The organism is Ruegeria sp. BC2, from assembly GCF_056539245.1.
The window spans coordinates 1-1,103 of sequence record NZ_JBQFUQ010000008.1; the positions used below are offsets into that span (position 1 = coordinate 1).

Sequence of the window (1,103 nt, forward strand, 5' to 3'; positions counted from 1 at the left end):
ATGGCAAAGGAAAAGTTTGAGCGTACAAAACCGCACGTCAACATTGGCACGATTGGCCACGTTGACCACGGCAAGACGACGCTGACCGCAGCAATCACCAAGTATTTCGGCGACTTCAAGGCGTATGACCAGATTGACGGTGCGCCGGAAGAGAAAGCGCGCGGCATCACCATCTCGACCGCCCACGTGGAATACGAGACCGACAACCGCCACTATGCGCATGTCGACTGCCCCGGCCACGCTGACTATGTGAAGAACATGATCACCGGTGCGGCGCAGATGGACGGCGCGATCCTGGTTGTGAACGCCGCTGACGGCCCGATGCCGCAGACCCGCGAGCACATCCTGCTGGGCCGCCAGGTTGGCATCCCGAAGATGGTCGTGTTCCTGAACAAGGTTGACCAGGTTGACGACGAAGAGCTGCTGGAACTGGTTGAGATGGAAGTTCGCGAACTGCTGTCCAGCTACGACTACCCCGGCGACGACATTCCGATCATCGCAGGTTCGGCTCTGGCCGCGATGGAAGGCAACAACCCGGAAATCGGCGAGAACAAGATCCGCGAACTGATGGCGGCCGTTGATGAGTACATCGACACGCCCGAGCGCGCTGTTGACCAGCCGTTCCTGATGCCGATTGAAGACGTGTTCTCGATTTCGGGCCGCGGTACCGTTGTGACCGGTCGTGTCGAGCGTGGTGTGATCAACGTTGGCGACGAGATCGAAATCGTCGGCATCCGCGACACGCAGAAGACCACCTGCACCGGTGTTGAGATGTTCCGCAAGCTGCTGGACCGCGGTGAAGCCGGCGACAACATTGGCGCCCTGCTGCGTGGTGTTGACCGTGACGGCGTTGAGCGTGGCCAGGTTCTGTGTAAACCGGGCTCGGTGACTCCGCACACCAAGTTCGAAGCCGAAGCCTACATCCTGACCAAGGAAGAAGGCGGCCGTCACACTCCGTTCTTCGCGAACTACCGTCCGCAGTTCTACTTCCGTACGACTGACGTGACCGGCACCGTGACCCTGGCCGAAGGCACCGAGATGGTCATGCCCGGCGACAACGTGTCGTTCGGCGTCGAGCTGATCGCCCCGATCGCCATGGAAAA

General features: G+C 60.2%; 1 protein-coding gene. It reads left to right on the forward strand.

Annotation, left to right across the window (positions count from 1 at the left end; all coding sequences use genetic code 11):
- On the forward strand, positions 1-1,103 hold a 1,103-nt coding region (gene tuf / locus ACR0CU_RS18390; RefSeq protein ID WP_480643604.1), incomplete at both ends, for an elongation factor Tu.